Annotated in this window: 3 protein-coding genes and 1 pseudogene; all 4 read left to right on the top strand. The window is 68.2% G+C overall.

From position 1 onward, the window contains the following. Positions 1–259, top strand: a 259-nt coding sequence (locus JCM19049_RS14375; protein WP_279403281.1) for a hypothetical protein, incomplete at its 5' end; no start/stop codon positions are given. Beyond that, positions 196–425: pseudogene (locus JCM19049_RS23640) on the top strand (hypothetical protein); the annotation flags it as partial. The gene JCM19049_RS14375 and the pseudogene JCM19049_RS23640, both read left to right, overlap by 64 nt. Positions 426–542: 117 nt before the next feature. Further along, on the top strand, positions 543–1091 hold the full coding sequence (locus JCM19049_RS14370) for a helix-turn-helix transcriptional regulator (RefSeq protein WP_374700323.1): 549 nt from the start codon (positions 543–545) through the stop codon (positions 1089–1091). Positions 1092–1127: 36 nt separating this feature from the next. Then, positions 1128–1343 carry a hypothetical protein gene (locus tag JCM19049_RS14365; RefSeq protein WP_279403280.1) on the top strand — a complete coding sequence of 72 codons (216 nt, stop codon included), beginning with the start codon at positions 1128–1130 and terminating at the stop codon, positions 1341–1343. Positions 1344–1353: the final 10 nt, after the last annotated feature.

The raw sequence follows: 1353 nt of genomic DNA, 5'->3' as shown, positions 1-1353 counted from the left end.
CCCGCAGGCGCTGGCCGAACAGGTGGCTAGCCTGCTGGAGCAGGCCCGGACCAGGCAGCGCCAGGTGGCCGAACGCTACGCCGGGCTTGAGGTGAAATACCAGCCGCGGCGCTCCACCGGGCGCGGCACCACCGCCCAGCAGGTGATGCGCAACATCGACATGATCCAGTACGTGGTCGCCAGGGCGGGGCCACGGTGGCCGAACTGGCCGAACGCTACGAGCTCAGCCCGGCCAAGGTGCGCCAGGAGCTGGCGCTGATCATGATGTGCGGGGTCCCCGGCGGCAGCACGATGAACTGATCAACGTCAACGACGGGGACCTGGACACCGACTGGGTCTCCATCTCCAACGCGGCGCTGCTGGCCGAACCGCAGAAGCTGGCCCCCATGGAGGCGGTGGCGGTCCTGGGCGGGCTGAACGCGCTGGCCAGCATCCCGAACTTTGAGCACCGCGCCACCCTGGACTCGGCACTGGCCAAGCTCAATGAGGCGGTCGCCCGCTTCGAGGGGTGGAACGGGGCGCTGGGCTTTGCGCTGAACCAGGTGCGTGAGCAGGACGCGGATGCGCTGCTGGCCCGGGCGGTGCGCGAGCACCAGGTGGTGCGCATCGACTACTACTCGCTCTCCTCGGGCAGCCACCACGAACGCGACATCGAACCAATCCGCTTCGTGGAGGACGGGCAGCGGCGCTACCTGCGCGCCTGGTGCCGCACCCGGAAAAAGATCCTGACCTTCCGGCTGGACCGGATCCTGGCGGCCAACACCACCGGGGAGCACTTCACCCTGGGCCGGCGCCATGAGGACAGCGGCCAGCCGCAGCTGCGCTACGCGGCCACCGAGCAGGATCCGCAGGTGGAACTGTTCATCGACCAGAGCCGGGTGGCGCAGATCGAGGCGTACCAGCCCGACGCCTGGTCGAAGAAGATCGACGGCGGCTACCTGGCGAAGGTGCGTTTCTCACACTACTCGGTGCTCGCCCCGCTGGTGGCCCGCCATGGGGGTAGGATTGCTGTGGTCGCTCCCGCCGAGGCCGTGGACTACGTCAACACCTGGCTGGGTGCCGAACGCAACACGAATGAGGATGATTCATAGATGCTTCCCTGGTGGTTCTGGGTCCTGTTGTGGACCGTGCTGATCCTGGCCACGCTGCTGGCCGCCATCGTGGCCGGCTTCCGCCTCTTCCGGCGCGGCATGGGCGTCATGCAAAGCCTGGGCGACGCCGCGGACAAGCTCTCCTCCGATATGGCCCAACCCGGCACCGTGGTGAATTACACCCCGCGCCCGCGCACCTACCCAGCGGCACCGATGCGACCCACGGGGATCCGCACCAGATCCGGCAGCTGAAGGAGACGGG

It is taken from the genome of Arthrobacter sp. JCM 19049 (genome assembly GCF_001310435.1).
This window is presented reverse-complemented; position numbering and strand designations above follow the sequence as displayed.